A 24758-nucleotide genomic window follows, 5' to 3' on the forward strand; every position below is an offset into this window, starting at 1 on the left:
GGGCTCGTCGCAGCAGCAGCACGACCCGAGCGAGGGGATCCGACCGATGAGCTCCCTGGTCTACTTCTCCTCCGCCTCGGACAACACCCACCGATTCGTGCAGAAGCTCGGTCTGCCTGCCCAGCGCATCCCGCTGCGGCCGACAGATCCGTTCCTGCACGCCTCCGAGCCGTACGTGCTGATCCTGCCGACGTACGGCGGGGGCAACGAGGGTGGCGCAGTACCCAAGCAGGTCATCAAGTTCCTCAACGACGAGGACAACCGTGCGCTGATCCGCGGAGTCATCGCGGCCGGCAACACGAACTTCGGCGAGAAGTACTGCATCGCGGGGGACATCATCGCGGCCAAGTGCCACGTCCCCTACCTGTACGGCTTCGAGCTCATGGGAACGAACGAGGACGTCACAGCCGTCCGTGAGGGATTGGGAAGATTTTGGCAGCGACAGTCGCAGATACCCGCGTAGAGACGTCGGGACTGGATTACCACGCCCTCAACGCCATGCTGAACCTCTATGGCGCGAACGGCGAGATCCAGTTCGACAAGGACCGTGAGGCGGCGCGGGCGTACTTCCTGCAGCACGTCAACCAGAACACGGTCTTCTTCCACGACCTGAACGAGAAGCTCGACTACCTCGTCGAGAACAAGTACTACGACCCCGAGGTGCTCGCGCAGTATGACCGCGCGTTCATCAAGACGCTCTTCGAGTACGCGTACTCGAAGAAGTTCCGTTTCCAGACGTTCCTCGGCGCGTTCAAGTACTACACGTCGTACACGCTGAAGACGTTCGACGGGAAGCGGTACCTCGAGCGCTTCGAGGACCGGGTCTGCATGGTCGCGCTCGCGCTGGCCGAGGGGAACCAGGACTTCGCGATCTCCCTCGTCGACGAGATCGTGTCCGGCCGCTTCCAGCCCGCGACCCCCACGTTCCTCAACCTCGGCAAGGCGCAGCGCGGCGAGCCCGTCTCCTGCTTCCTGCTGCGCATCGAGGACAACATGGAGTCGATCGCGCGCGGCATCAACTCCGCCCTGCAGCTGTCCAAGCGCGGCGGTGGCGTGGCCCTCCTGCTCAGCAACATCCGCGAGCACGGCGCGCCCATCAAGCACATCGAGAACCAGAGCTCCGGCGTCATCCCTGTGATGAAGCTGCTCGAGGACTCGTTCTCGTACGCCAACCAGCTGGGTGCGCGTCAGGGCGCCGGCGCCGTGTACCTGCACGCGCACCACCCGGACATCTACCGGTTCCTCGACACCAAGCGCGAGAACGCCGACGAGAAGATCCGCATCAAGACCCTCTCGCTGGGCGTCGTCATCCCGGACATCACGTTCGAGCTGGCGAAGAAGAACGAGCCCATGTACCTGTTCTCGCCGTACGACGTCGAGCGCGTGTACGGGGTGCCGTTCGCGGACATCAACGTCACCGAGAAGTACTACGAGATGGTCGACGACGCGCGGATCAAGAAGACCAAGATCAGCGCCCGCGAGTTCTTCCAGACGCTGGCGGAGCTGCAGTTCGAGTCCGGCTACCCGTACGTCATGTTCGAGGACACGGTGAACCGGGCCAACCCGATCGCCGGCAAGATCACGCACTCGAACCTGTGCTCGGAGATCCTGCAGGTCTCGACGCCGTCGGAGTACAACGAGGACCTCTCGTACAAGACGGTCGGCCGCGACATCTCCTGCAACCTCGGCTCGATGAACATCGCGCTGTCGATGGACTCGCCCGACTTCGGCAAGTCCGTCGAGGTGGCCATCCGCGCGCTGACCGGCGTCTCCGACCAGACGGACATCGAGTCGGTGCCGTCCATCAAGAAGGCGAACGCCGGCGGCCACGCGATCGGCCTCGGCCAGATGAACCTGCACGGCTACCTGGCGCGCGAGCGCATCTTCTACGGGTCCGACGAGGGCCTCGACTTCACCAACATGTACTTCTACACGGTGGCGTACCACGCCATCCGTGCGTCGAACCTGCTCGCGCAGGAGCGCAAGCAGAAGTTCTTCGGCTTCGAGGACTCCAAGTACGCGACCGGCGAGTACTTCGAGAAGTACACGGAGAAGGAGTGGAAGCCGAGGACCGCCCGCATCGAGGCGCTGTTCGCCGAGGCCGGCGTGCACATCCCGACGCAGGACGACTGGAAGGCGCTCGCTGCCCTGGTGCAGGAGCACGGCATCTACAACCAGAACCTGCAGGCGGTGCCGCCCACCGGCTCGATCTCGTACATCAACCACTCGACGAGCTCGATCCACCCGATCGCGTCGAAGATCGAGATCCGCAAGGAAGGCAAGATCGGCCGCGTCTACTACCCGGCGCCGTTCATGACGAACGACAACCTGGAGTACTACCAGGACGCGTACGAGATCGGCTACGAGAAGGTCATCGACACCTACGCCGAGGCGACGCAGCACGTCGACCAGGGTCTGTCGCTGACGCTCTTCTTCAAGGACACGGCCACCACCCGTGACCTGAACAAGGCGCAGATCTACGCCTGGCGCAAGGGCATCAAGACGATCTACTACATCCGCCTGCGCCAGCTGGCACTGGAGGGGACGGAAGTGGAGGGTTGCGTCTCGTGCATGCTGTGACCCTCACGCCGACCCTGAACGACACGAAGGAAGCACTCCGATGAGCGAGAAGCTCAAGCTCGTCAGCCGCGTCTCCGCGATCAACTGGAACCGGCTCGACGACGACAAGGACGCGGACGTCTGGGACCGCCTCGTCGGCAACTTCTGGCTGCCGGAGAAGGTCCCGGTCTCCAACGACGTGCAGTCGTGGGCCACGCTGACGGAGCAGGAGAAGACGCTCACCATGCGCGTCTTCACCGGCCTGACGCTGCTCGACACCATCCAGGGCACCGTCGGCGCCGTCTCGCTCATCCCCGACGCGATCACGCCGCACGAGGAGGCCGTCTACACGAACATCGCGTTCATGGAGTCGGTGCACGCCAAGTCGTACAGCTCGATCTTCTCGACGCTGTGCTCCACCAAGGAGATCGACGAGGCGTTCCGCTGGTCGGAAGAGAACCCGAACCTGCAGCGCAAGGCCGAGATCGTCATGGACTACTACCGCGGCGACTCGCCCCTGAAGCGGAAGGTCGCGAGCACCCTGCTCGAGTCGTTCCTCTTCTACTCGGGCTTCTACCTGCCGATGTACTGGTCCAGCCGCGCCAAGCTGACCAACACGGCCGACCTCATCCGCCTGATCATCCGCGACGAGGCCGTGCACGGGTACTACATCGGCTACAAGTACCAGAAGGGCCTCGAGAAGCTGTCGGCGGCCGAGAAGGCCGAGCTCAAGGACTACACGTTCGAGCTCCTCTTCGAGCTGTACGACAACGAGGTCGAGTACACCCAGGACCTCTACGACGGCGTCGGCCTGACCGAGGACGTCAAGAAGTTCCTGCGCTACAACGCCAACAAGGCGCTGATGAACCTCGGCTACGAGTCGCTCTTCCCGCGCGACGAGACCGACGTGAACCCGGCGATCCTGTCGGCCCTGTCCCCGAACGCCGACGAGAACCATGACTTCTTCTCCGGCTCGGGCTCGTCGTACGTCATCGGCAAGGCCGTCAACACCGAGGACGACGACTGGGACTTCTGACCCGCGCTCAGCTCGCACCCACGATCGGTTCGGGCTGTTCGACCTTGGGGCGCACGGTGAGAGGGACGTTCATCGCCGGGAGGCTCGTCGGAAGGCTCCAGGCGCGGTTCGCTGCCGATCGCTGAGCAGGAGGAGGGCCGGCACGAGGACGAGAGTGCCGGCCCCGAGCGTCAGCGCCGACCACCCGGCGAGCGCGAGGACCATGGTCGACGTCAGGGTGCCGGCCGCGGCCGAGATCCAGACGACGGCCTCGACGGAGCCCTCCACGTCGGCCCGCTGCTCCGCGGGCAGCCCGACGGCGAGCGACCCGCTGCCGCCGACGAAGCAGAGGTTCCATCCGTAGCCGAGCACGAACAGACCGACCGCCTGAGGGACGAGGGCGCCGGACGCGGCCACCAGCGTCGAGACCAGGAGCGTGAGCAGGCCGAGCGCCATCACCAGCCCCGCGCCCAGGACGTCGACGAGGCGCCCCGTGACCGGTGACAGCACGAACATGCCGAGCGTGTGGGCCGCGAGGACGAGGCCGACGACGGCCAGCCCGTGGTGGTGCAGGTGCAGGTGGACCGGCACCGACGTCATCACGGCCGCCATCACGACCTGGCCGGTGACCATCACGGCGAGGCCGTCGCGGCCGGCCGGGGAGCCCAGGATGGTCCGCACGGGCACCGCCCGTCCGCCGGCGGGTCGTCGGGCGGTGCGCAGCCTGCTCACCGCGAGCGCGGCGAGCAGACCCGCCGGCACGCTGAGCAGGAACGCGCCGGACAGGGCGGGCTCTCCGAGGGCGCCGGCGAGCCGCGCCGTGGGAAGCAGGAGCAGCGGGCCGCCGACTGCGCCGATGGTGCCGGCCCACACGATCAGGCCGATGGCGAACCCGCGGCGTCGGGAGGGCACGAGCTCGGCGGCCGCGTACCGGGACAGCTGCGCGGCGGCGTTCCCCAGCCCGATCAGGAGCATGGCGCCCACCAGCATCCCGACGTTGCCGAGCGGCACCGCGACGGCACCGGCCGCCGCGCCGATCGTGCTCGCGAGGTATCCGAGCCGCAGGGCCGTGGGGGTGCCGGCGCGGCGGGTGACAGAAGTGACGAGGAGGGCGCCGAGCCCGGTGCCGACGACGGCCGCGGTGCTGGGCACCCCGCCCCAGGCCTGCCTGAGGACGTCGACCGTGACCAGTGCGGCCACCGCGCTGGTCGTGGCGATGATCGCGCTGTTCAGGGCGGCGCCGACGAACAGCGCCGACGTCGCCGGGATGACCGCTGTGGGGAGGCGTGCCGTGCTCAGCGTCATGCGTTCGACGCTACGAAGGAGCGGCGCCGCACTGAATGGCCGATCGCAGGCGTTCGTCGCACTTCGCCTCGCGATCGTGACGTGTTCGGGCGATACGGTTTGCAGATGAGCAGAGCGCTCGACGGCACCGACTGGCGCATCCTCTCCGAGCTCCAGGAGGACGGTCGCCTGTCGTTCAACCAGCTCGGCCGCAAGGTCAATCTGTCCGCGCCCGCGGTCGCCGACAGGGTGCGGCGGCTGGAGGACATGGGCGTGATCGCCGGCTACCAGGCCCGGATCGACCCCGCTCGCGCAGGCCTCCCGCTGACCGCGTTCATCAAGCTGCGCTGCTCATCCGGCCTCTGCCTGCTCAAGACCACGGCCTCCGACGACTTCCCCGAGGTCGTCGAGATCCACAAGCTCAGCGGCAGCTCGTGCACCCTGCTGCGGGTCCGTGCCTCGTCGATGCCGCACCTGGAGGAGATCTTCGAGCGCATCGGGCGGCACGGCGAGATGGACACCCAGATCGTGCTGTCCACCCAGTACGAGGGCCGCCCGGTCACAGAACCGCGCGCGGACAACCCCTCCGCACGACCGTCGCCGGGATGGAGCCGCGAGCCTCGGCCGGACCACGCCTGAGCGCGAGGCCCTTCTCTGCTCTCCAGCCTCACCAACGACCGATTCTCTTCGGGTCGGCCGTTCGGCTGTTCCCGAGCACCCCGGCTCAACTCGCGGCCCGGTCGGACCGATTCCGCTCGTGGCCGGCGCGGGGAGCCGTGCCGGCCTGCAGCCGAGGGGAGCCGACGTGAGCGCACCACCACCCGGCTGGTACGCGAGCCCGATTGCCGCGGGGATGCTGCGCTGGTGGGACGGTCTGCGCTGGGCGGACGTCGAGCGGCCGACGGTGGAGGACGCACCGGTCACGCCGGAGCCGTGGCTGCCGGAGCCGATCTCGGTGGTCAGGGCGCGCGACGCCGCGAGCGCCGCCCACCGCCCGAGGACGGTCGACGTGCTGACGCGGAGGCCCTCGATTCGAGGACGTTCTGCCGCGCCGGACCTGATCCGGGGAACCCTCGACCCTCACCCGGAGCCGGTCGGCCCGATAGTCGACGCGCCGATCGCACCCGCAGTGCACCTCGTGAGCGGTCGCATCCTTGCCGGGCTCGCGGGTGTGGTGTCCGCGCTGCCCATGCTGGGGATCGGTTCGATCTTCCTGCTCGTGGGCCTCGTCGGCTTCGTGCCCGAGTGGGAGGCGACGCGGGCCGGCGCCGGGGAGACCTCGACGCACGGCGTCGTCGTCGATCAGCACGAGACCATCAGCAGCGACGGTCGGTCGTGCTCGCCGGAGGCGTCGTTCGCCGTCGACGGATCCCTCTATCGGGCGCGGGCGGGGTTCCGGTCGAGCGGCTGCCCAGCCGTCGGGTCCGCGACGACCGTGATCTACACGACGGCCACGCCCTGGGACGGCACCGCCCGCCTTCCGGAGCCGGCCGGATGGTTGCTGCTCATGGCGATCTTCCCGGTGATCGGGGTGGGGCTGGTGGTCGGCGGGCTCGTGGCCGGGGGCAAAGGGCTCGTCGCCCTGGTGTCGGGCCGACGACCGGAACGTGGCTGATCGCTGCTGCAGGCGGACGAACCGGCTCAACCGGCGGGTCGAGCGCGCCGATCTCTCCCGGACCGACCGTCGACGAAGTGGAGCACCGTGGAGACACCCCCGCCCGGCTGGTACCCGGACCCCCAGCGGGAGGGCATGCTCCGTTGGTGGGACGGCGCGCGGTGGACCGAGAACGTCCAGCCGGCATCGACGGCGGGCCGGCCGGTGCTCGGCCAGGAGGTGACCGGCGGCATCGGCCCGGTGACGTTCCACGGTCCCGGCGAGCAGATCACCCACGCGTACGCACCGATCACCGACGACCGCTACGCCGGCATCGAGCTGGCCGGTCTGCTCGCCGCGCAGGCGCGGGCCGCCAGCGGCGGCGGGGACGTGCGGGTTCCCGCCGAGCACCAGGCCGCGGTCGAGGCGGTCTACCAGCTGCGCCAGAGGGGCGGGATGCTCGGCGCCCTCGCGGGGATCGGTGAGCAGCTGCTCGTCGACACGATCACCGACGCCCTTCCCGAGAAGCCGCGCCCGGCCGCGGCCACCCCCGACCGGGACGGGATCGTCGCGTACGGCTCCGCGAGCCCGAGCGCCTGGCTCCCGACCGCGGACGGCGGCCCGTTGTCGAGCCCGCCTGCCCATGGCGCGGAGCCGATCGTTCCGCGGCCGCCCACGCCGCCGACCGCAGCGTCCTACCCGGCCGCGGGCGGTGCCGCTCGGCTCGATCCTCGACCGGCCGCAGAGGGCGTCTGGACCCAGCCCGTGGCCGCCTCCGACTACCGCGGCACCCGCGCAGCACTACGGGCCGGCGCGGCGATCATGTCGCTGTGGGGCCTCGTCGCCGGCCTGGGTGCCTCCGTGGTCGTGATGCTCGTCGGGGCGGTGATGGCCCACGCCCTCCCGTCCGGCGACGGGCCGACGTGGCTGGTCTGGTTCTTCCCGGCCGTCGGCGCCGTGGGCGTCGTGCTCTCGACGCGCGAGCTCGTCGGCGGGGTGCGCGCGCTCCGGAGACAGCCCGACGGGTCCGGGTCCTGACCTCGGTAAGCCAGCCCTTCCTTGCTAGGCGGCCCGGGTGCAACGGGTCTAGCGTCGAGAGGACCAGCTGCCAGTCCCACGGAGGTCGTCATGAGCACCCTGATGGACATGCCCGCCGTTTCCGAGTGTTCGGTCGCCGGTTGTTCGTACAACGACCACTCGCACTGCCACGCGGCCGCCGTGAACATCGGAGGGGCCACGGGCGACGCGCAGTGCACCACGTTCTTCCCGCTGGGCACCAAGGGCGGCCTCGACAAGGTCATCACCCACGTCGGCGCCTGCCAACGGGCCGAGTGCGTGCACAACTCCTCGCTCGAGTGCTCGGCGGAGTCCATCCGCGTCGGCGCGGGCCACGAGGAAGCCGACTGCCTCACCTTCGCTCCCCGCTGACCGCGCGGAACCGACCCACGGCCGTCCCCAGCAAGGGGGGCGGCCGTCGTCGTGCGTGGCGTCAGGGGTGGGCGGCGACCTCGACCAGGTCGCGGATGAGGACGGCGGCCGCGGGCACGAGCTCCCGCTCGCCGGGCACGAGGGACGGGTCCTGGGCGCGCAACGCTGCCGCGTCGTCGAGGGCCGCGAGGGGATCGACCGTCGTCGCCTGCAGGAAGGCGGCGAGCAGGGCGCGGGCGGCCTGGGAGTAGACGCCGCCCGCGTCGACCGCGACCTCGGCGACGATCAGCGCCGTGAGCGCGACATCGAGCTCAGCGGTGCCGGTGCGCGCGTTCGTCCAGTCGACGAGCGCCGGGCCGTGGCACTCCGTGAGGATGACGTTGCCCGGGTGGAGGTCGAGGTGCACGATCGCCGGCCCGGCGGCGACGAGGGGCCAGGAGCCGGGCTCGTCCGGTCCCCAGTTCTCCGGCGGGGCGATGGCGTGCAGCCGGTCGTGCAGGTCGGTGAGGATCGCGGCGGCGTCGGCGATCGAGACCTCACCGGCGGCCAGCGCCTGGAGGAGGGTCGGGCCGTGCAGGCGCTCGAGCACGAGGTCGGGTCCGCTGGCCTGGTGGACGGCGGGCGCGGGGAAGCCGTGCGCGACCACGTGCCGCAGGAGCTCCACCTCGGGCGAGGCGTCCCGTCCGGAGCGGTAGCGGCGCAGGACGTAGTGGTCGTCGAGCGCGAACACGTCGGCGGTCTCGCCTGCGGCGAGCACCGGTCCGGGCTCGTCGGATGCTGCCAGGGCGGGGTCGACGGCCGGGACGGGGTGGCCGAGGGGGAGAGCGGAGCGACGGTCGGGCTGGGTCGGAAGATCGGGTGAGGCGTCGTGCGGGTGGTTCTCAGCGGCCTCGGCCGCCCTCTGTTCCGAAGGCGTCGCGGGATCGCTCGGAGCTAGTCCGGCGGAGTTCATGGATCGACGGTAGACGCATTCGCCCGGGATGTCCCCTGACGACTACCAAGAAGTCCCTGACCTGCGCTTGACCAGCGGGACACCAGGCGGACACCTGTCGGACAGTCCGCGTCAGGGCCGGGAGACCCGCTCGAGCGTCTGCAGCGCCTGCTCGTGGGTGGCGGGGAGCGGCTCGACCCACACGCGGACCGGCTGTCGCGCCGAGGCTCGGACCTCGAGCAGCTCGCAGCGCCGCGCGATCTCGCGATGGAGCTTCTCGAGCGGCGGGTGCGGGTCCTCGTCGGCCCGCGCCAGGATCGCGAAGACCCCGCCGCCCAACGTCGCCATCGGGTGACCCTCGCCGTAGGTCGTCGTCAGCGCTGCACCGACCGCGGCCGACCTCGCTGCACGCGTGAAGGGGTCGACGGTCCCTGCGGCCACGTCCACGAGCACCAGGTGGTGGCCGAGGTCGGCGACCGTCCGCGCACGTTGGGTGGGGAGTGCGGCGTCGCGGTAGGTCTCCGCGAGCCGGATGGCCAGGTACTGCCGGCTGGGCAGGCCCGACTCGGGGTCGAGCGCGGTGCCGAACGCGATCGAGCCGGACTGGGCGTCGGCCCACCCTTCGCACAGCGAGCGCAGGACGGCCATCGGCGGCTCGTCGGCGCCCAGCGTGCGGTACAGGCAGGTGAGGTCGTCCATCGTCTCGCCGATGCCGACGCCGTCGTAGCCCCGCGCCCGGCCCAGCTCGGCCGCGGCGGCGTCACGATCGCCATCGGCGAGGAGCGCGGCGGCGAGAGCATCCACGGCGGGGTGGTACCAGTCGGACGGGCGCAACCAGACGGAGCGGACGCTCTCGTCGCGCCAGCGGTCCCGCAGCGCGGCTGGTAGCGCGCCGTCGGGGAGCGGGCCCGGAAGTGCGGGCAGGGCAGCGTTGTTCGACCCTGGAATCATCGTCACGCCGGATGAGAGGCCGACACCTGTCGGCCATGACGCCGGTCCGACGCTTTTCACCCGGCGAATTTCACCCTGCTTATGTGGAAACGCCGCATATGGCAGGCTGTGCCGTCGTACAAGGAAGCCGACGGGAGATTTCGTGTCAGCAAGCGCGGAGCTCGACGACGGGGTCGTGGGGGATGCGGAGCTCATCGCATCCGCTCGTTCCGGCGACGCCGCTGCGCTCGGCGCGCTCTACGAACGGCACTCCGGCGCGGCCTGGGTGGTCGCCCGGCAGTACACCGACTCCCCGGCCGACGCCGACGACGTCGTCGCCGACTCGTTCGCTGCCGTGTTCGGTGCCCTGCAGCGTGGCAGCGGGCCCGAGTCCGCGTTCCGCGCGTACCTGTTCACCGTCGTCCGTCGAGTGGCAGGGCTGCGGCGCGAGAAGGCGCGGCGGGTCCAGCCCACCGACGACATCGCGGTCCTCGAGGCCGGCACGGCGCTGGCCGGGACGGCCGAAGAGCCGGCGCTCGCGGGCTTCGAGCGGGGAGTCGTCGCGCGCGCCTTCCACTCGCTGCCGGAGCGGTGGCAGGCCGTGCTGTGGCACACGGAGGTCGAAGGGCTGAGCCCCGCGGAGATCGCCCCGACGTTGGGGCTGACCGCCAACGGTGTGGCCGCTCTTGCTTATCGCGCGCGCGAGGGACTGCGTCAGGCCTACCTGCAGGAGCACCTGCAGCACCCGCTCGACGAGGGCTGTCGCTCGGTCGCGGGAAAGCTCGGCGCATACGTGCGCGGCGGCCTCGGCAGCCGCGAGACGGCGCAGGTCGAGGCGCACCTGGAGAGCTGCGGGACGTGTCGGGGCCTGGTGCTCGAGCTCGGCGACGTCAACCACGGCATGCGCTCCGTCATCGCGCCCCTGGTGCTCGGGTTCGCCGGGATCGCGGCGCTGGGCGTGCTGCTGCCCGTCGGCGGCGGGATCGCGGCGGGCGCAGCGGCCACGGGTGCGGGTGCCGGTGCCGGTGGCTTCGGTGCGGGCGGCGGTGCCGGTGGGCTGGCGACCGCCGGTGGAGCCGCCGGCGCGACCGGTCTGAGCGCCGTGACGGCGGGCACGGCCGCCACGGGTGCGGTCGGGGTCGTGGGTGCCGGTGCAGCGGGTGGGGCCGCCGCTGCGGGCGGGGTGGCGGCGTTCCTCGCGGCGATCCCCCTCGGTGCGGCCGCGATCGCCGTCGGCAGCGTCGCGCTGGCTGCCGCGGCTGCGATCAGCATCGTCACCCTGCTCGGTTCCCCCGACGACGCCACCGTCGCAGCCCCGACCTCGTCCGCGAGCGAGTCGAGTTCGGCGACCCCCGATCCGTCGTCGACCGCGGGCGCTCTCGTCCTCCCGCAGCCGACCGACATCCCCACCATGGACCCGACGCCGGAGCCCACCACCGACCCCACGGCGGACCCGACCGCGGTCCCCACCCCTGAGCCCACCGGGCTGGCGGCCGACGACGGCACCGTGCCCCCCGAGGGAGCGGTGACCGCCGACCCAGTGACGACGGACCCGGTGGTCGCAGGCCCGACGGATCCCACGGGCCCCACCGACCCCGTGCCGCCGACGCCGGCCGCCGTCAGCGTCGAGCTGCCGCCGGGAGGGCTGACGCTCGAGGCTGGCCTGGGCGACCAGGAGCTGTCCTTCGGGCTGCACAACAGCGGTGAGGCCACCGCGACCGATCTGGTCGCTGACGTGACCTTGCCCCAGGGCGTGACGCTGGACGGCGTGGCGGCCTCCGCGTTCGCGGGAGCCACCAGCGGGCGGTTCGCCGTGGTCGGTGCGGGGGGATGGGTGTGCGTGACCGGCGACGCCACGGGGATCGCCCGGTGCACGCTCGACTCTCTGCCCGGCGGCGCGACGTCGACCGTCGTGCTGCGCGTCTCGATCGACGAGTCCTACGACCGGGAGGACGGCGAGGTCGGCTTCCGGGTGCTCGGCTCCGGGATCGACTACGTCGCGCCGCCCATCCGGGTCGCCATCGCGGCCGCGCCCGCCCGACTCACGCTGCGCGCCCGCCCGGGCACCGTCGGGCTCGTGAGCGGACGCACCCGCCAGCTCGACCTGGCGGTCGCCAACGTCGGCGGGACGGCGCTCGCGGCGGGCGCGGGCGGGGTGGCGGTGTACCTCCCGGCCGGTGTGACGGCCGCGGCCGCCCCCGGCTCGGCCACCTGGACCTGCACGGGCGCCCAGCCGCTGACCTGCCGACCGGGCGCCGTGGCCGCGCGGGCGGACGTGCCGTTGTCCCTCCTGCTCACCGCTGGCTCGCCGGAGGCCGTCGTCAGCCGGTCGCTCTCGGTCCAGCTCTCACCCAGCGGGCGGCAGACCGCCGAGAACATCGCGGTGCCGTTCACTCTGCAGCGCCCGGCCGCCCTGGCGATCACCGGTCCCAGCGGTGCGACGGTCGCGCTGGGGTCGCCCGCGCAGGTGCCGGTGCGCGTCACGAACACGGGTGACCTGCCCGCCGTCGGCGTCCAGGTGACGCTGCGTCGGCCCGGCACGGTCGCGTTCGGCTCGCCCGTCGTGAGCGGGGACGCGTGGAGCTGCTCCGACGCGTCGTCGGCGACCGTGGTCTGCAGCGCTGCGAGGCTCGACCCGGGTGCCGGCCTCGACGTCCCGGTCGGGCTGCTGGCCGTCCCTGCGGCGTTCGGGCAGCTGGGGACCGTCACGGTGTCCGCCCAGGCGCCCGACGCCGACCCGGCTCCCGACCTCAGCATCGCGGTCAGCGCCCTGTCCCCGGTGCTCGCCCTCGACAAGGCGGACCCCTACATCCTGCTGGGCGCGGACGGCACGGGGACCGCCCGGTTCACGGTGAGCGCGAGCGTCGCGGACGCGGTCGAGCCGACCGCCGTCCTCACGCTGCCCGTGAACCTCCGCGCCGACCCGGGCAGCCCCGCGCMCGACGTGCCCGGCTGCGTCTCGTCGCCGGACCGGCGCACGGTCGTCTGCAAGCTCGCGACGATCCCCGCGGGCGGGTCGCAGCAGGTGCTGGTCAACGTGCGGTGGGCCGGCAGCGCGAAGGGCCCGGCGATCGTCGTGGTCGCAGCCCCCGGGGTGGCGGCCGTCCGCGCTGTCGGGACGGTGCAGACGTCGTCGGCAGGGCTGACCGCCCGCGACAGCTTCGAGAACGCCGACGTCACCGAGATCGGCGCGCCCCTGCTGAGCTGCGCCGCGGCCCTGCCGGAGTGCGCGGCGGCGCTGGCCAACGGCACCCGCGACAACAACAGCCTCACCATGGTCCCGCTCGACGACGCGCCGCCCGCCCCCAAGACGCCGCGCGCGAAGGTCCCGGTGTCGTCGACGGCCCGGCTCACCGTCCCCACCGGCCGGCCGATCCTGTTCGCAGGTCTGTACTGGTCGGCGAACGCCGGCCCCGGCGACAAGTGGAGCGGACCGCTGACCCAGGCGCTGGTGCGGGCCCCGGGCGGGTCCTACGACCACGTCAACGGTCAGGTGCTGGCCCAGCCGACCGACAACGCGGGCCGGAGCTACTACCAGTCGTTCGCGGACGTCACGTCGCTGGTCGCCGCCTCGGGTGCGGGGGACTGGTCGGTGGCCGACGTGGCGGTGAGCGCGACCGCCAAGGACAACGACCGGACGTACTACGCGGGCTGGTCGCTGCTCGTCGTGTATGGCGACCCGGGCTCCGACGCGTCCGTGACCGTCTACGACGGCGGCCAGTGGATCGGGACGTCGGCCGTGCCGCCGGCGTTCGAGTTCGCGTCCGTCGCCGGCACCACGGCACGGATCGGCGTCGTGGCATGGGAAGGGGACCGCACGGGCACGGGCGACCGCCTGCTGCTCGGGGACACCTGCCAGGGTGGTGGCTCGAACGCGCGTCGCGCTCTCGTCCCGACGCGCTGGGACGGCACGGCCGGCTCGGACACGAACGCCTTCGACTCCACGGCGACCGGATGGCGCGCGAACAACTCGCTGGGGACCGACGCCAAGGCGTTCCAACAGGTCACGCTCGCGTGCGACGTGAGCTCGCTGACCCCGACGACCGCCGGCGACCAGTACCTCATCGGTGCGATCACCCTGCGGACCACGCCCGCCGACGACGTCGGGACGCCCGCGGTCGGCTGATCAGGCGAGCGCGGCGGCCACGGCCGCGGTCACGGGCACGTCCCCGCTGACCAGCTCGAGCACGAGCCGAGCCGATCGCGGCTCGTGCAGCAGCGCGACGAGCACCGCCGCGACGTCCGCGCGCGGCACCGCGCCGCGTGCGACCGACGGCTCGAGCGCCACCGTCCCGGAGGCGGGGTCGTCCGTGAGCGCGCCGGGTCGCAGGATCGTCCAGGCGAGCTCGCGCGCGCGGAGGTCCTGCTCGGCGGCGCGCTTGGCCACGAGGTACGCGGCGAACACCTCGTCGGTGCCCGGCGGCGGGGGCGCGCCTGCGCCCATCGACGAGACGAGCACGTACCGACGTACGCCGGCCTGCTCGGCGCCGTCGGCCAAGAGGCCCGCGGCGGCGCGGTCGACGCTGTCCTTGCGGTCGATGCCGCTGCCCGGACCTGCTCCCGCGGCGAACACGACGGCATCGGCACCGGCGATGGCCTCGGCGACGTCGCGCGCGTTCGCCCGCTCGAGGTCGAGCACGACCGCCTCCGCACCGTCGGAGACGACGTCGTCGACGTGCCCGAGCTGGCGGACGAGGGCGACGGGGACGTCCCCGCGCGCTGTGAGGGCGCGGGACAACTGACGGGCGACCTGCCCGTGACCCCCCGCGATGGCGACCCGCATGCCGTCCACGGTATGCACGGCGGCGGGCTCAGGCGACCGGAGCGCCCACGCTCAGCCGGCCTCGCCCGGGTCGGCCTCGACGTCGAGGAGCCGTAGGTGACTGAGCCGGTCGCCGAGGCGGTGCACGTCGTCGGAACCGGCCGGGGCCAGGGACAACGCCGTGTACGTGTCCGCGCCGGGGATCATCTCGGTGGCGAGCTCGCGGAGCACCTCGGCCACCTCGGCCAGGTCACCGGGCGCGTGGGCGGTGCCTAGCGGGACGCTGACGTAGAGCACGAGTCCCGGCTGGGGACGGGGTGGGGGAAGAGGGACGGGCAGGGCCATGGGGATCTCCGGGTGCGCGGTCCGCGGCGCCCGAGCGGGCGGCGGTCTGGTCGAGGGGCCTGGGGGATCAGGACCGATGACACGCGCACGGATACGCGGCGACGGGGCGCAGCGCAGACGTGGTCATGAAGGGACTGTCGCACGCCGACTCGTCGGCACCAAGGGCGATTCCTCGGTGTCCCAGGGGGTGGGACGGGCTACACGACCCCGTAGAGCCGGTCGCCCGCGTCGCCGAGGCCCGGCACGATGTACGCCTTGTCGTTGAGCCGCTCGTCCACGGCGGCCACGACGACCGAGACGTCGGCCCGGTCGCCCACGAACTGCTCGACCACGGCGAGCCCCTCGGGCGCCGCCAGGAGGCAGACGGCGGTCACGTCGCGGGCGCCGCGCTTGAGCAGGTAGTCGATCGCCGCCACGAGCGTGCCGCCGGTGGCGAGCATGGGGTCGAGGAGGAAGCACTGCCGGCCCGAGAGGTCGTCGGGGAGCCGGTTCGCGTACGTGATCGCCTCGAGCGTCTGCTCGTCGCGCTGCATCCCGAGGAAGCCCACCTCGGCGGTGGGCAGCAGGCGGGTCATCCCGTCGAGCATGCCGAGCCCGGCGCGCAGGATGGGCACGACGATCGGGCGGGGGTCGGCCAGCTTGACGCCCGTGGTCGCCGTCACCGGCGTGACGATGTCGACCGCCTCGACGTGCACCTCGCGCGTCGCCTCGTAGGCGAGCAGGGTCACCAGCTCGTCGACCAGGAGCCGGAAGGTGGGCGACGCGGTCTTCTCGTCGCGCAGGACGGTGAGCTTGTGGGCGACCAGGGGGTGGTCCGCGACGTGCAGGCGCATGGCCACAACCTACCGGCCTCCTGCCGTCTCGCTGCTGCCTGCGCGATGATGCCCGCATGACCGACGCCGACCGTCCGTGGCAACCCGTCGACGCGTGGGCGATGGGGCTCGCGCTCGACGAGGCGCGCCGGGCCGTGCTCACCGACGACGTCCCGGTCGGCGCGGTCGTCGTGGGGCCGCGCGGCGAGGTGGTCGGGCGCGGTCGCAACTCCCGCGAGGCGCACGCCGACCCCACCGGGCACGCGGAGGTCCTCGCCCTGCGCTCGGCGGCGGAGACCCTGGGGCGCTGGCGGCTGGACGACTGCACTCTCGTCGTCACCCTCGAGCCGTGCCTGATGTGTGCCGGCGCGACGGTGCTCGCCCGGATCCCCCGACTGGTGCTCGGCGCGTGGGACCCCAAGGCCGGCGCGTGCGGGTCGCAGTGGGACGTGGTGCGCGACCGGCGGCTCAACCACCGTGTCGAGGTGGTGGGCGGCGTGCGGGCCGAGGAGTGCGGGCTGCTGCTGCGCCGCTTCTTCGAGGCTCAGCGCGACTGACGTGGCGTCGGCAGCGACTCCGAGAGGTCGGTGAGCGTCTCCGACGTCCCCGCGTCGAGCGTCACGGCCGCGTACTTGTCCCCGCGCGTGGCCCCCCGGTTCACGACGACCACCGGCTTGCCGGTCTGCGCCGCGTGGCGCACGAACCGCAGGCCCGACTGCACGGTGAGCGACGAGCCGGCGACCAGCAGCGCGTCGGCGGCGTCGACCATCGCGTACGCCCGCTCGACCCGCTCCCGCGGGACGGTCTCGCCGAAGTACACGATGTCCGGCTTGAGCATGCCGCCGCACGCACTGCAGGCGGCGACGACGAAGCCGCTGGTCTGCTCGAGGACGGCGTCGGCGTCGGGCGCGATCTCGACGTCCGCGACCGCTTCCGCGAAACCGGGGTTGAGGGCGTCGAGCCGGTCGGCCAGCTCGGCGCGGGAGATCACCCTGCCGCAGGACAGGCAGCGGACCCGGTCGTAGCGGCCGTGCAGGTCGATCACGTGCCGCGAGCCGGCGGCCTCGTGCAGGAGGTCGACGTTCTGCGTGATGAGCCCGGTGACGACGCCGCGGTGCTCGAGCGCCGCGAGCGCCCGGTGCCCGGCGTTCGGCATGGTCCGGTGCACGTGCCGCCACCCGACGTGGTTGCGTGCCCAGTAGTGCCGACGGAAGCCCTCGTCGCCCGTGAACTGCTGGAACGTCATCGGCGTGCGCGGCGGGGAGTCCGGCCCGCGGTAGTCGGGGATGCCGGAGTCCGTCGAGACCCCCGCGCCCGTGAGCACCGCCAGGCGGTGCCCGGCGAGCACCTCGACGACGTCGGCGAGGGAGCCGGCGGTCATCGGGACGGCGTCGTTCGTCGTGCTCACCGGTCCACGGTACGACGCCGATTCGGAGGACGGGCTCCCGACCAGGTACTCTTCTCGCCGAGGTAGCGTGTCCGAGCGGCCTAAGGAGCACGCCTCGAAAGCGTGTGTGGGTGAAAGTCCACCGTGGGTTCAAATCCCACCGCTACCGCCAGTCGAAGGGCCCCACCCGCACGAACATGCGGAAGTGGGGTCCTTCGTCGTTCCGGTCACTGGATGCTCGCCGGATTCGTCGAAGAGGCGGTGCGGACGGGAGCGCGGCACGATGATCGTGCTGTGAGAGCTGACGAAGCGACCGTGACGATCGATCGGGCGGATGCCGCTGCCCTGATCGGCGTCGTGGCGATCCTTGCTGGGAGTGCGGCCGTCGGAGATGTGACGCCGCACGCGATGGCGCACCTGCAGCGACGTCTGGCTGCCGACCTTGGTGTCCCTGCCTCGGCCTCCCTCGACGAGCTGCTGACCATGGTCAACCAACGCCTTCGCCGCGCGCTCGGTGAGCCGGAGGAGAAGTAGCCACGAGCGGTCGACCCGCTCGGTAGTGTCCGGCCATGACACGGCGGCTTGAGCTGCAAGAGGTCGAGCTGCTCGACGAGGACGCCACCGAACCGGCGGCGCACCAGGACGAGCGTCGCCGAGCGCCACGGCGGCGGTGGTTGGCCGGCGGTGTCGTCGGTGTGGTCGTCGTGCTGGGTGCCGTGCAGGGCGTTGCCGTGCTGCGGGAGCGGGCCGCCGTCGCCGAGCTGGCCACCGTCTCGGGGGTGGTCGCTCCGGTCGGCGAGACGCTCGTCGCCGACCGGACGATCTCGTCGGACGACATCAACACGATGTTCGGGTACGCCGGCGGCAGCGTCGAGCACGCCGCCGACGGGTCGCAATCGTTCACGTGGTTCGACGGTGGACCGCAGTGGACGGCGAACCTGGCGGGGCCCTCTGCGGCACTGGCTGACCTCATGTCGCCCCAGATCGTTGCGGGCAGCACCTGCGTGAGCGACATCGCGCCCGGGTTCGGCGCCGTCGACGTCGTGCCTCGGGGCGATGCCGCGCTTGTTGCCTGCCTGGTCATGGACGGCGCGTTCGTCACCGACAGCTCCGTCGACGACGGCGGCGGCCTGCGTCGCGTGCCGGCGACGGTCCGGAAGGTGATCGTCATGTCCCCCGAGGACGGCAGCGTCGTGTCGACCTGGCCTCTCGACGTCGGCGACATGATCTCCGTGCTTCCCGGAGGCATCGTCGCTGTCGGGTCCGGCTCCGCAGATGGCGCGGTGCTCACGGCGTTCGATGCGTTGACCGGAGAGGTGCGCTGGTCCCGGACGGACCCGTGGCTAGCTCCCTTCGTGTACTCCGAGGGCGAGCTGTTGAGCACGTCGGTCTTCCCGGTCGGGAATCTCCTCGGGTACATCCCGCCGGACGGGCATCTGCTGTTGCTGTCCTCAGGCGGTGAGCTGGTGCGCGAGCTGGGGGGTGACGGTACCCATGTGTCGTTCAGCGGGGGCGGGGTGGTGATCGAGCCGTTCGGGATGGTCATGGTGCAGCTCCAGGACGGGAGCAAGTCGATGTTCCTCGCGCCCGACGGCGACCCGGCGTCCGACGTCACCGTGGACGGGCAGGTCGTGTACCGGGTGCTCGATGACGGCAGCGTCCCGGGGCTGCTGCTGACGTCGGACTCGGCACTGCACGCATGGGATGTCAGGACGGGGACGGAGCTGTGGTCGGACAAGCGCGTCAGTCCGGCGATGGTCCTGATGATGCGCGGCCGGGCGTTCGTGCTGACCAACGGGCAGATCATCGCGTACGACGCGCGCACCGGGGAGCGGCTGTGGGACGCGAAGATCGAGACCGAGATGAGGGCGGGGCTGATGTTCACCGACGGACGCCACCTGCTCGTCCCGTTCGACAGCCTCCCCGACGCCGCCGGCCCGGGGGTGGTCGCGTACGACCCGGCCACGGGGGAGGTGGCGTTCCGGACGCCGTTCCCGGCGGGGATCCGTCAGGTCGTCGCCGCACCGCACGACCTCGTCTGGTACAACCCGGCTACCGGCGAGTACGTCCTGATGCGCTAGGTCTCACCCCGAGGCCCCGGGCGCGACGGCCAGCGCGGGTCGGTCGCACTCGAGGGTGAGCAGCAGTCCCGCCCAGCCGCCGGTCAGGACGTCGACCGGCTGCGTCAGGTCCGATCCCAGGAACGCGGCGACGCCGCGGGCGGCCGCCAACGACGACGGCCGACCCGTGCGGGCGTGGGTGGCGAGCGCCCGGTGTGCTCGGCAGAGCGGGCTGCCCGCGGGCGGCGCGGGAGGTGCGGCGTGGCGGCTGCGGGCCGACCAGAGCAGCGCGAGGTCGAACGCGAGCGGGTCGCCGGTGAGGGCGGCCACGCGGTCGAGGAACCAGGCGACGTGGGCAGCGCGGGCGTCGTCTGCCGACGACCACGCCGGGCCGTCGACGTCGAGCGCGAGCAGGACGCCGCGCAGGTCGGGCCGATGGGTCGTGGGCTCGGTCCGGGCCGCGACGAAGGCGTCGCGGAACGTGCGCACCGAGGCGTACCGACGGGCGGGGTCGGTGGACAGCGCCCGGCGCAGGACGCGCTCGACCGCGTGCCGGCTGGGCGCGCCGACCGCGACGAAGGGACGCGGTCGGTCGTGGGCGAGCCGGCGCAGGGCCTCCTCGCGCTCGCAGGCGAGGTCGAGCGGCGGGGCGCCCGTGAGCAGGCGGTAGACCACGGCCGCCACGGCGTACTGCTCGGCGGCGGCGTCGAGCGGAGGCGTCGGGGCAGCGGCCAGGAGGGCCGCCGCGGCCCGCGGGTCGAGGTACTCGCCGCCGCCTGGGCGGGGCGGGGGCGCACCGCCGGTGCCCGCGAGGCCGAAGTCGACGAGCGTGACGCGGCCGTCGGGGCCGACGAGCACGTTGCCGGGGTGGACGTCGCCGTGCAGGACGCCGCGCGCGTGCAGCTTGACGTAGGCGTCAAGCACCGCCGCGGCCACGCGCCGGCGGGCGTCGCCGTCGACCGTGAGAACCGCCAGGTCGGCCGGGTCGCCGTCGACCTCGTCGAGCACGAGCGTGCCGCCGGTCGGGGAGAGCTCGTGCCACACGAGCCGCGGGGCGACGGAGCCGTCCAGCCGCTCGAGGGCCGCGAGCTCGCGGGTCACCAGGCCGGCGCCGTGGACGTCGTCGTCGACGACCTTGACCACGACTCGCGTGCCGTCCGCCAGCGTCGCCCGCCAGATCTCGCTGTCGCGCAGCACGCGGATGCGGGACGTGATCGTGGCCGGCCCGACCTGCTCGCCGATCCGGTGCCGGTCCCGCAGCGACTCGGCGGGCGCGGTGCCGTCCGCCACGAGGATGTCGCTGCGCGTGAGGGCGACGAGGACGCCGAACGACTGGTCGAGCGTGCTCATCGGGTCCGTGCCCGCCGCGGCGGCGTAGGCGAGGACGGCCTCGACCAGGGTCGACGGGTGGCGGAAGTGCTCCAGCAGCGCCATCGCGTCGCCGGAGAGCAGCTGCGGTGGGACGCGGCTGCCGCGCCGCGCGACGAGCACCTCGTCCTGGTCCGGCATCGGCACGGTCTCGACGTCGCCGTGCAGGACGTAGCGCAGCTCGGCGGCGGTCATGCGGGGACCCGGGTCTCGGGCTGCCAGGTGGCGACGTCGACGGCCGGCGCGAGGGACGCCAGGGCATCGTCGGCGACCTGCTGGTGCGGGGCGTCGGGCCCGAGGACGAGGCGCCGGTCGGCCAGGGCCTCGGCGACGGCGCGGCACACGACGGCGCGCCAGCTCTGCCGGCCGTGGTCGCGGCCGCGGGACACGATGCCGGTGTCGCCGACCTGCCCGGTGAACGGGACGCCTTGCGCGTCGAGACCGCCGAGCGCGTCCGCGAGGAGCGCGGCGCACTCGTCGGCCCGCCGCGCCGACGGGAGGTAGAGCACGACCTTGTCGGGCCGGTGCAGCCCCGCCGTGTCGGCGCCCACCTTCCACGACGGCACCCCGAGCGCGGCGGCGGTGGCGAAGACGACCGGCAGCGCCGCGGGCAGGCACGGCAGCGTCGGGCTCACGTAGACCTTGTGCACCTGCGTCGAGGTGTCGGTCCCCGGTGCCGTCCACCCGTTCCAGTGCTCGGTGCGGGACCGGTCGTAGCCCTCCAGCCCGCCGGGCGCCGACCGCTCGGCGCGGTCGGCGAGGACACGCGGCAGGCGGGGGTCCTCGCGCGGGTCCGGTGCGGTGCCGCCCGACCGGTAGAGGACCGCGGTGAGCTCGTCCGGCCCGACCCACCCGGCGAGCGCGGCCGCCCGGACGACCGCGGTGCGGGTCATCTGGGCGAGGCGCCCGCCGGGAGGGGTCGGCATCGGTCAGCCCTTGAGGACGGACGTCGCGTAGGACAGGTCCTCCGCGGTCGGCTGCATGGCCTCGATCTGCTGCTCGACGGCCTTGAGCGTCACGGTGAGCGTCTCGCGCACCTGCTGCAGGTCGGCCTCCTGGAGCCGGCCGACCGGCGTGACGATCGGGGTGATCGAGGTCGGGATCGTGTAGAGCGTGGTGTCGTCGGCGGGCAGGAAGACGCCCCCGCCGCCGCCGCGCTCCTGCACGTGCGCGATCTGCGGCGACAGTGCCGCGACACGGATGATCGGCGACGTCTCGGGGACGGTCGGCGGGTTGGTCAGCTTGTCGTGCCACTGGAACTTCGGCACGCGCTGGACGTACAGGTCTTTCACGTAGAACCCCATGGCTACCCCTCCCAGGTGTGCCCGCGCCGGACGGCGCCGGGCCCGGCGACCTCGGTGCGGTCGCTCATGGGAGAGGAGCCGACGCGGGAGGGGGAGATACGGGCGGCGGCCCGATCAGGCCAGGTTCGCCCGGCGCATCTCGGCCGCGAGCGCGGCGTGCAGGTCGAACGGCCGCTGCTCGAGCTCCTCGACGAGCCTCTCGACGACCTCCGGTGGCTTGTTCTGGCTCAGCTTCTCCACCATGCGGAAGCTCTCGACGTGCAGCCGGACGCCGACCGTCCCACGGGCGACCGCACGGGCGGGGCCGTCGAAGGCGGGCAGCAGCCGCGCCCCCTCACCCGTGCCCTCGAAGTGCTCGACGAGGCGGCAGAGCACCGCGTAGTTCTCCTCCGCCGAGAGCACCTCGGGCCGGCACGTGAGGTGCGCGCTGACGTGGTTCCACGTCGGCACGAACTGGCCCTCGGGGTACCAGCGGGTCGAGATGTAGGCGTGCGGCCCCTGCACGACCACGAGCACGTCGGACCCGTCGAGTCGGTGGTTGAGCTCGTCGGGACGGCCCAGGTGCGTGACCAGCGATATCGCGTCGTCGCCGCGGTCCTCCCACAGCATCGGGTAGTGGCTCGCCGCGAGACCGGTGTCCGTGGAGGAGACGAGGGTCGCCCACGGATAGCCGTCCACCAGGGCGCGCAGCGCCGCGGGGTCGTCCGTGGCGAACTTCGGGTTCTGGAGCACCTGGCGACTATGCCACGGCGCTCAGCGGCTGAGGCCGACCTGCTCCTTCGCGGTGCCGGTAGTGGCGCCCGACACGTCGCGGCGCAGGTAGTTCCAGGCCAGGAAGGCGCAGACCAGGCCGTTGAGGGCGCCCATGGCCACGTCCGTCGGGCTGTGCATGCCGCGGTAGAGCCGGGCAGTGCCGACGGAGATCGGCACGAGCAGGCACAGGATCGTGACGACGGCACGGGCCACGGGGTTCCCGATCCGCTGGGCCACCATGGCGAGCGTGACGTAGAAGGCCGTCGACGCGCCGGTGTGCCCGCTCGGGTAGGCGGACGTGGGCGGGGAGTCGTCGAGGTGCTCGACCTCGGGGCGCTCGCGGCCGACCACCAGGGCGGCGGTCATGAACACGAGGGCCTGCACCGCGATCGCCTGCGCAGGCACGATCGCGAGCCACCACTGCTTGGTGCGCCACCAGAACAGCCCGACGAACAGCACGCACGCGCCGATGATGAACTCGGTGGTCCCGATCCCCGACAGGACGGCCGTGACGGAGTTCAGCGCCGGCGTGCGCACGGACTCGAACCAGCGGTTCACCGCGGCCTCGCGGGGGAAGCCCCCCAGCGGCCCGGTGATGAGGAACCCGACGCCGACGACGACGACCCACAGCCCGACGGCGGGCAGGAGCACCCGGACGGCGAAGTCCCGCCAGGCCTCCTTGCGGGTGGGGGCGGACGTGTCGAGCTCGTAGCGGTGCAGGAAGGTATGCATCACGTCACCTCCGGATCGGGGGCCGTCGCGGACCAGCCGCTGTACCCGAGGTAGGACGCGCCCGCGAGGGCCGTCCCCAGAGCGAACCCTGCGACGACGTCGGAGGGGAAGTGCACGCCGAGCAGCACGCGGTCGAGGCCCGTGAGCAGGGTGGCGGCGGCGGCGACGACGGGCACCACGACCCGGCCGCGGCGTCCCAGCAGCGGCCAGACCAGCAAAGTCAGGGTCAGCGCGACCGCGGCCGTGTTCGTCGCATGACCCGACGGGAAGCTGGAGCCTGGCGCGTGCTCGAGGGCGTCCTCGACCACCGGCCGGGTCCGCTGCACCAGCCCCTTGGCACCGAGCTGCACCGCCCACGCGGCCATGATCGTGAGGAAGGCCCACAGCGCCCGGGTGGTCAGGCCGTGGCGTCGCCACACCCAGACGCACACCAGGGTCGCGGCGAGGTTCACCCACTTGGCCTGGAAGGCCTGCTGCCACACGACGAGCGCCTGCTGCAGCGCCGGGTGCTCGCGCGTGAACGACGTCGCGGCCTCGATGGCCTGCCGGTCGAGGCGCAGGACGTCCTCGACCTGGGCGCGCACCACGTACGCGAGCACCGCGACGGGGATCGTGAAGGCGACCGCGAACAGCCCGGCGCGCAGGAGCGCGCGGCGACGGAGCGGCAGGGGACGCATCCCCGGAGGGTAGGGGCCAGGCGCCTGGCGCGCGCGTCGAGCGCTCAGCCGACGGTCGTGACGACCGTGCCCGCGGGGGCCTGCCAGAGCAGGTCGAGCACGTCGTCGGCCACGCGGACGCAGCCGTTGGAGACCGGGCCGGTGCCGCGCAGCGTCGTCGTGTGGATCGCGGTCGCCGACGTGTGGGTGACCTTGTCGTAGTCGTCCATGGTCTCGCTCTGCGTGGACAGCAGCAGGACGCGGGGGGTGGTCGTGCCGGGCTCGAGCCACCGCGTGCCGACGAGGAACGCGGGGACGTGGGGGGTCGGCTTGTCCGGGCTGCCGGTCGCCTTGACGGGGAAGACCCGCGTGGCCGTGCCGTCGTCCACGGTGATGGTCTGCGCCGCGGTGTCCACCTGGACCGTCCAGCTGGTGCCGGTGGGGACGGTGTCGGCGGAGTCGATCCACGCGCTGCGGTCGTTGACCTGGGTGGCGTCCTGGCTGGGCAGCGCGCCGCGGGTGGCGAGCATGACGCGCAGCCACCTGCCACGACGGTCGATCACCGGCAGCGTGGTGGGCACCTCGAGCGTGAGTGCGGGCACCACGCCGATGGCCGCGCCCGCCGGGGCCACGCGGGCGGGGGTGTCGCGGGTGACGAGGGCCGTCTGCCAGCGGCCGAGCGTCGGGTCGTCGCTGGCGCGCTGCGTGAGGCCGTCCGTGCCGGGCAGACCGGCGACGACGTGCAGCGGGTCGACCACCGGCAGCGCGGCGAGGTCCGCGACCGGTGGCGGGGCCACCGCGGGTGCGGCGGCCTTCGCGGCGGCGACCGGCGCGGCGA

At 72.6% G+C, this 24758-nt stretch carries 25 protein-coding genes and 1 tRNA gene; 12 read left to right on the plus strand and 14 right to left on the minus strand.

The features are described from left to right. Window positions 1-46 precede the first annotated feature (46 nt). Genes nrdI through nrdF form a run of 3 tightly spaced genes read left to right on the plus strand, consistent with a single transcriptional unit; the run spans window position 47 to window position 3595 of the window. Complete coding sequence (gene nrdI / locus AC1DQC_RS14205; protein ID WP_477051895.1) at window positions 47-463, plus strand: class Ib ribonucleoside-diphosphate reductase assembly flavoprotein NrdI; 417 nt, start codon at window positions 47-49, stop codon at window positions 461-463. Then, window positions 433-2580, plus strand: a complete 2148-nt coding sequence (gene nrdE, locus AC1DQC_RS14210) for a class 1b ribonucleoside-diphosphate reductase subunit alpha (RefSeq protein ID WP_477051896.1) — start codon at window positions 433-435, stop codon at window positions 2578-2580. Before nrdI ends, nrdE begins: the two co-directional genes overlap by 31 nt. 40 nt (window positions 2581-2620) lie before the next feature. After that, window positions 2621-3595, plus strand: a complete 975-nt coding sequence (gene nrdF / locus AC1DQC_RS14215) for a class 1b ribonucleoside-diphosphate reductase subunit beta (protein ID WP_146846702.1) — start codon at window positions 2621-2623, stop codon at window positions 3593-3595. Between the two features lie 69 nt (window positions 3596-3664). On the opposite strand, the gene AC1DQC_RS14220 is transcribed toward nrdF, so the two are convergent. After that, on the minus strand, window positions 3665-4879 hold the full coding sequence (locus AC1DQC_RS14220) for an MFS transporter (protein WP_477051897.1): 1215 nt from the start codon (window positions 4877-4879) through the stop codon (window positions 3665-3667). A 105-nt stretch (window positions 4880-4984) separates the two neighbouring features. Between AC1DQC_RS14220 and AC1DQC_RS14225 the strand changes: the two genes are divergently transcribed. The 4 genes from AC1DQC_RS14225 to AC1DQC_RS14240 all read left to right on the plus strand — a co-directional run bounded on the left by AC1DQC_RS14225 (window position 4985) and on the right by AC1DQC_RS14240 (window position 7880). Further along, complete coding sequence (locus AC1DQC_RS14225) at window positions 4985-5497, plus strand: Lrp/AsnC family transcriptional regulator (protein WP_477051898.1); 513 nt, start codon at window positions 4985-4987, stop codon at window positions 5495-5497. 166 nt (window positions 5498-5663) lie between these two features. Then, window positions 5664-6473 (plus strand): DUF2510 domain-containing protein, encoded by an 810-nt coding sequence (locus tag AC1DQC_RS14230; protein ID WP_477051899.1) that lies wholly within the window; start codon window positions 5664-5666, stop codon window positions 6471-6473. An 87-nt stretch (window positions 6474-6560) separates the two neighbouring features. Further along, window positions 6561-7490 (plus strand): DUF2510 domain-containing protein, encoded by a 930-nt coding sequence (locus AC1DQC_RS14235; protein WP_477051900.1) that lies wholly within the window; start codon window positions 6561-6563, stop codon window positions 7488-7490. A gap of 90 nt (window positions 7491-7580) precedes the next feature. Continuing rightward, entirely contained in the window at window positions 7581-7880 is a 300-nt protein-coding gene (locus AC1DQC_RS14240; protein ID WP_477051901.1) for a DUF1540 domain-containing protein, read from the plus strand. 61 nt (window positions 7881-7941) lie between these two features. Here AC1DQC_RS14240 and AC1DQC_RS14245 read toward each other — a convergent pair whose 3' ends face one another. Further along, the gene (locus tag AC1DQC_RS14245) at window positions 7942-8637 is read right to left on the minus strand and encodes an aminoglycoside phosphotransferase family protein (RefSeq protein WP_477051902.1); all 696 of its coding nucleotides are present in this window, start codon (window positions 8635-8637) and stop codon (window positions 7942-7944) included. A gap of 306 nt (window positions 8638-8943) precedes the next feature. Beyond that, on the minus strand, window positions 8944-9762 hold the full coding sequence (locus AC1DQC_RS14250; protein WP_477051919.1) for a hypothetical protein: 819 nt from the start codon (window positions 9760-9762) through the stop codon (window positions 8944-8946). Between the two features lie 142 nt (window positions 9763-9904). Between AC1DQC_RS14250 and AC1DQC_RS14255 the strand changes: the two genes are divergently transcribed. Next, window positions 9905-13867, plus strand: a complete 3963-nt coding sequence (locus tag AC1DQC_RS14255; protein WP_477051903.1) for a sigma-70 family RNA polymerase sigma factor — start codon at window positions 9905-9907, stop codon at window positions 13865-13867. Here AC1DQC_RS14255 and AC1DQC_RS14260 read toward each other — a convergent pair whose 3' ends face one another. The 3 genes from AC1DQC_RS14260 to upp form a co-directional block, all read right to left on the minus strand. Continuing rightward, window positions 13868-14524 carry an SDR family oxidoreductase gene (locus tag AC1DQC_RS14260; RefSeq protein ID WP_477051904.1) on the minus strand — a complete coding sequence of 219 codons (657 nt, stop codon included), beginning with the start codon at window positions 14522-14524 and terminating at the stop codon, window positions 13868-13870. Between the two features lie 51 nt (window positions 14525-14575). Continuing rightward, window positions 14576-14848: a hypothetical protein gene (locus tag AC1DQC_RS14265; protein ID WP_477051905.1), complete on the minus strand. Its 273-nt coding sequence runs from the start codon at window positions 14846-14848 to the stop codon at window positions 14576-14578. Between the two features lie 197 nt (window positions 14849-15045). Further along, window positions 15046-15681, minus strand: a complete 636-nt coding sequence (upp, locus tag AC1DQC_RS14270) for a uracil phosphoribosyltransferase (protein ID WP_477051906.1) — start codon at window positions 15679-15681, stop codon at window positions 15046-15048. A 56-nt stretch (window positions 15682-15737) separates the two neighbouring features. Here upp and AC1DQC_RS14275 point away from each other — a divergent pair, with 56 nt between their 5' ends. Further along, window positions 15738-16217, plus strand: a complete 480-nt coding sequence (locus AC1DQC_RS14275) for a nucleoside deaminase (RefSeq protein ID WP_477051907.1) — start codon at window positions 15738-15740, stop codon at window positions 16215-16217. On the opposite strand, the gene AC1DQC_RS14280 is transcribed toward AC1DQC_RS14275, so the two are convergent. Beyond that, window positions 16205-17041 carry an NAD-dependent protein deacetylase gene (locus AC1DQC_RS14280; RefSeq protein ID WP_477051920.1) on the minus strand — a complete coding sequence of 279 codons (837 nt, stop codon included), beginning with the start codon at window positions 17039-17041 and terminating at the stop codon, window positions 16205-16207. The genes AC1DQC_RS14275 and AC1DQC_RS14280 overlap by 13 nt on opposite strands. Window positions 17042-17129: 88 nt before the next feature. Between AC1DQC_RS14280 and AC1DQC_RS14285 the strand changes: the two genes are divergently transcribed. The 3 genes from AC1DQC_RS14285 to AC1DQC_RS14295 all read left to right on the plus strand — a co-directional run bounded on the left by AC1DQC_RS14285 (window position 17130) and on the right by AC1DQC_RS14295 (window position 19128). Then, window positions 17130-17219, plus strand: a tRNA-Ser gene (locus AC1DQC_RS14285). A gap of 62 nt (window positions 17220-17281) precedes the next feature. Then, window positions 17282-17581, plus strand: a complete 300-nt coding sequence (locus AC1DQC_RS14290; protein ID WP_477051908.1) for a hypothetical protein — start codon at window positions 17282-17284, stop codon at window positions 17579-17581. Between the two features lie 35 nt (window positions 17582-17616). Further along, a complete protein-coding gene (locus tag AC1DQC_RS14295) occupies window positions 17617-19128 on the plus strand; it encodes an outer membrane protein assembly factor BamB family protein (RefSeq protein WP_477051909.1) in 1512 nt (503 codons plus the stop codon). A 3-nt stretch (window positions 19129-19131) separates the two neighbouring features. Here AC1DQC_RS14295 and AC1DQC_RS14300 read toward each other — a convergent pair whose 3' ends face one another. The 7 genes from AC1DQC_RS14300 to AC1DQC_RS14330 all read right to left on the minus strand — a co-directional run. Then, window positions 19132-20670: a protein kinase domain-containing protein gene (locus tag AC1DQC_RS14300; RefSeq protein ID WP_477051910.1), complete on the minus strand. Its 1539-nt coding sequence runs from the start codon at window positions 20668-20670 to the stop codon at window positions 19132-19134. Next, entirely contained in the window at window positions 20667-21401 is a 735-nt protein-coding gene (locus AC1DQC_RS14305; RefSeq protein WP_477051911.1) for a hypothetical protein, read from the minus strand. The genes AC1DQC_RS14300 and AC1DQC_RS14305 overlap by 4 nt, the downstream gene beginning before the upstream one ends. Window positions 21402-21404: 3 nt before the next feature. Beyond that, window positions 21405-21779: a hypothetical protein gene (locus AC1DQC_RS14310; RefSeq protein ID WP_477051912.1), complete on the minus strand. Its 375-nt coding sequence runs from the start codon at window positions 21777-21779 to the stop codon at window positions 21405-21407. A gap of 114 nt (window positions 21780-21893) precedes the next feature. After that, window positions 21894-22511, minus strand: a complete 618-nt coding sequence (locus tag AC1DQC_RS14315; protein WP_477051913.1) for an FMN-binding negative transcriptional regulator — start codon at window positions 22509-22511, stop codon at window positions 21894-21896. A gap of 21 nt (window positions 22512-22532) precedes the next feature. Then, window positions 22533-23264 carry a phosphatase PAP2 family protein gene (locus AC1DQC_RS14320; protein WP_477051914.1) on the minus strand — a complete coding sequence of 244 codons (732 nt, stop codon included), beginning with the start codon at window positions 23262-23264 and terminating at the stop codon, window positions 22533-22535. Continuing rightward, window positions 23264-23941 carry a phosphatase PAP2 family protein gene (locus AC1DQC_RS14325; protein ID WP_477051915.1) on the minus strand — a complete coding sequence of 226 codons (678 nt, stop codon included), beginning with the start codon at window positions 23939-23941 and terminating at the stop codon, window positions 23264-23266. Before AC1DQC_RS14325 ends, AC1DQC_RS14320 begins: the two co-directional genes overlap by 1 nt. Before the next feature lie 44 nt (window positions 23942-23985). Beyond that, a partial coding sequence (locus AC1DQC_RS14330) for a L,D-transpeptidase (protein WP_477051916.1) occupies window positions 23986-24758 on the minus strand: 773 nt, incomplete at its 5' end.

Source organism: Cellulomonas sp. P4_H12 (assembly GCF_056400905.1).